Here is a 3,544-nt window from a genome sequence, read left to right on the forward strand (position 1 = left end):
ATACGAAGTATTGTATAAATAGAGAACAGCAGTAAGATATTTTCTAATTGAAAATTATCTTACTGCTGCTTTTTAGGGATTTATGTCCCAGCCTCTCCGTAAATTGCACACATATAGTACCTATTTATCCTTCACTCTCATCAGTCGCAAACTATTTAATGCTACCAAAATAGTGGCTCCCATATCGGAAAGAATCGCAATCCAAAGGGTTAGCCAGCCTGGAATAACCAATAGTAAGGCAATTATCTTAATTCCGATGGCAAACGTGATGTTCGCTTTGATGATATTTAGCGTTTTCCTGCTAAGTCTTACTGCAAATGGAAGCTTACTTAAATCATCTCCCATTAATGCAATATCAGCTGTCTCGATGGCAGTATCTGTTCCAGCACCGCCCATTGCAATGCCAACAGTGGATGCAGCAAGTGCAGGAGCATCATTGACGCCATCGCCAATCATAGCTACATTACCATGCTCGGCTTTCATTTTTTTAATATAGTCCAACTTATCCTGTGGCATCAATTCGGACTGAATATCAGAAACGCCTACATGAGCACCGATTGCTTCTGCGGTACCTTGATTATCACCTGTCAGCATAATTGTTTGCTTGATTCCTAACTGATGAAGTTTTTGAATCACATTTTTACTTGTTTCGCGGACCTCATCTGCTACAGCAATCACGCCGAGGATTGTTTGGTCCGTTCCAATAATCATGGCCGTTTTCCCTTGGTTTTGTAAAACTTTCACTTTATTTTCAAACTCAAGGCTAAAATCGGAAACATTTAATTCTTTAAAAAGCCTTGGACTGCCAATGTAATAGGTTGTTCCATCTATATTCCCTTGAATGCCCCGACCTGTAATAGAAGTGAAGTCCTCCACTCTAACATCGGAATAAGTAATATTATCTTGCTCTGCTTTCTTCATTATTGCTGAAGCAAGTGGATGTTGTGATCGATATTCTAAAGCTGTAATAATGGAAAACAGCTCTTTTTCTTCCACTTGATCATTTAACACTTTAAAATCTGTTACCACTGGTACACCTTTTGTCAGTGTTCCTGTTTTATCAAATGCGATTGCCTTAATGGCTACTAATTCCTCTAGATAGACACCGCCTTTAATCAACACACCTTTTTTAGCTGCATTTCCAATTGCCGAGACAATCGAGATTGGAGTAGAAATAACTAATGCACACGGACATCCAACTACAAGTACCGCTAATCCTTGATAAACCCAAGTATCCCAACTTCCACCAAAGAATAAAGGTGGAACGACTGCAACGAGCGCCGCAATAACCATAATGATCGGCGTATAATATTTCGCAAATTTATCTACGAATGCTTGCGCTGGAGCGCGCTCCCCTTGTGCTTCCTCAACCAGATGAATAATCTTGGAGATAGTTGTATCCTCTACGTATTTGGTGATTTTTACTTCAAGTAGTCCCTCTTCGTTAAGCGTACCTGCAAATACTTCATCATCTACCGTTTTGGCAACAGGGACAGATTCTCCTGTTATAGCAGCCTGGTTGACAGCCGACACACCATTTATAATGATCCCATCCATGGCAATTTTCTCCCCTGGTTTGACGATCATAATATCACCCACGGCAATATCGTCCACATGGATCATTATTTCCTGACCATTCCGCATAACAAGTGCTTCTTTTGGGGCAATATCCATCAATGAACGAATGGACTGTCTTGCTCTATCCATAGAAAAACGTTCAAGTGCTTCACTGATTGCAAAGAGAACGACAACAATGGATGCCTCTGCCCATTCACCAATGATGGCAGCTCCAATAACTGCTACGGTCATCAGGGTTTTCATGTCGAAATCAAAGCGTATCAAATTTTGAAAACCAACTTTAAATAGTGAATATCCGCCAATTACAATCGAACCTACAAATAACATGGAAGTTACAAGGTTATCTTCTCCATTTACAAAGTGAGAAAGGTAACCAAAAGCAATCAGTAATGTGGCAAACAGCAATGTGCTGTGTTTTTTATAAAACGGTATTTTCTCTTCTTTAGGAGCCTTAGTGTCTTCTTTGACCGCTTGCATCGATGAATTCGCTAGTTTTTCGGGAAATACCTTAAGATTCTCGAAAGCACCTGCTTTTTCAAGCTCTTGAACCGATGCATTTCCATATACATCAATTTTGGAAGCGCCAAAGTTCACTTTTGCATCCTGAACTCCAGCTAGTTGTTTTACATTTTTTTCAAACTTCCCAGCACAATTCGCACACGAGAAACCCTCCACACGGTAAACCTGTTTATCTTCTGTTAATGTTTTTGCTGAACTATCCAATACTAGCAACCTCCCTTTGATACAAGAAAGCTTTTTCTACAAGCTGTTTAACATGCTCATCATCTAGTGAATAATAGACTACTTTTCCTTCTTTACGGTATTTTGCTATACCTAAATTTTTCAATAATCTTAAATGATGTGATGCCGTAGCCGTTGAAGATTCAATGATATTAGCTACATCACAAACACATAACTCTCCCTCTAAAGACAAAACATAAGCAATTTTAACTCTTGTATCATCTGATAGAGCCTTAAAAACTTTCGCTACATCCATAGGATTCTGTTTAGCAAGGTCTTTTTTAGCCCTGTTTACCTTATCTTCATGAATATAGGTAACTTCACACATATCTTTTGTCATAATTATCCTCCTTATTCAAATGACTGTTTTTTTGATGATTATAATATATCCCACCATAAACAAATAGTCAAATGATTGTTTGAATGATATATAATTAATATTAAAAAGGATTGATTTCTAATGTTAGAAACCAATCCTTTCGGAGATTTTAACCAAATTTTAAAGTATCTTAAACATAACTGCCCCGTTAGTTTAAGTGCATCCTTTCACAATCTGTCTACAGATTAATAATTAAAACTACTCTTTATTATACAGATCTCCATATAATTTTTGAATTTGGTTCTGTAATTTTTTATTTTCTTTTTTTAATTCCATAACCCTTCTTTTTAAGGTTTTTATAAGGATTTCCTCCGAACGAGAACTTTTCTTGGGTTTTGAGACTACATTTGATGTTATTTGACGCTCACGAAGGGATTCGATTCTTTGCCTAATATCGTGTTCCTTATAAAGCCATGATTTAGAAACATTAGCTTCCTTTGCTATTGAATTAAAATTAATAGCTTTACCTTCAATCGAAAATTTAGAAATCGCTTTGTCTACTTTTTCCCTTGTCTTTTGTGATTTCTGCTTCGCCAAACGTACAATTTCTGTTGTATTTCTAACTTGTTTATCCATTGATAATTACCCCGTCAAACTTCCAATGATTTGTTCGGTTCTGTTGCAAAGTTAGAAATATAGTATAATAGTCAACAAAAATGAGGTGCAGAGGATGAATTATTTCAGATATAAGCAATTTGACAAAGATGTCATTACTGTAGCCGTTGGCTACTATCTAAGATATGCATTAAGTGGTTCTGTTGCAAAGTTAAATTAGTATACAAATCTATACAAAATCAATAAACAAAATGCTGCAATAACAATAGATTATTTCTGGAGATGTGGTTA

Annotated in this window: 3 protein-coding genes and 1 pseudogene; 1 reads left to right on the plus strand and 3 read right to left on the minus strand. The window is 36.7% G+C overall.

All coding sequences use genetic code 11. The features are described 5' to 3' along the window. Positions 1-120 precede the first annotated feature (120 nt). The 3 genes from cadA to CD138_RS13290 form a co-directional block, all read right to left on the minus strand. On the minus strand, positions 121-2,301 hold the full coding sequence (cadA, locus tag CD138_RS13280) for a cadmium-translocating P-type ATPase CadA (RefSeq protein WP_019169405.1): 2,181 nt from the start codon (positions 2,299-2,301) through the stop codon (positions 121-123). Continuing rightward, positions 2,294-2,659 (minus strand): ArsR/SmtB family transcription factor, encoded by a 366-nt coding sequence (locus tag CD138_RS13285; protein ID WP_000159128.1) that lies wholly within the window; start codon positions 2,657-2,659, stop codon positions 2,294-2,296. The genes cadA and CD138_RS13285 overlap by 8 nt, the downstream gene beginning before the upstream one ends. A gap of 237 nt (positions 2,660-2,896) precedes the next feature. Continuing rightward, on the minus strand, positions 2,897-3,274 hold the full coding sequence (locus CD138_RS13290) for a DUF6262 family protein (RefSeq protein ID WP_000361064.1): 378 nt from the start codon (positions 3,272-3,274) through the stop codon (positions 2,897-2,899). Positions 3,275-3,368: 94 nt separating this feature from the next. Here CD138_RS13290 and CD138_RS13295 point away from each other — a divergent pair. Beyond that, positions 3,369-3,449: pseudogene (locus tag CD138_RS13295) on the plus strand (IS6 family transposase); the annotation flags it as partial. Positions 3,450-3,544: the final 95 nt, after the last annotated feature.

Origin of the sequence: Staphylococcus intermedius NCTC 11048 (assembly GCF_002902385.1) — a bacterium.
GTDB classification, from domain to species: domain Bacteria; phylum Bacillota; class Bacilli; order Staphylococcales; family Staphylococcaceae; genus Staphylococcus; species Staphylococcus intermedius.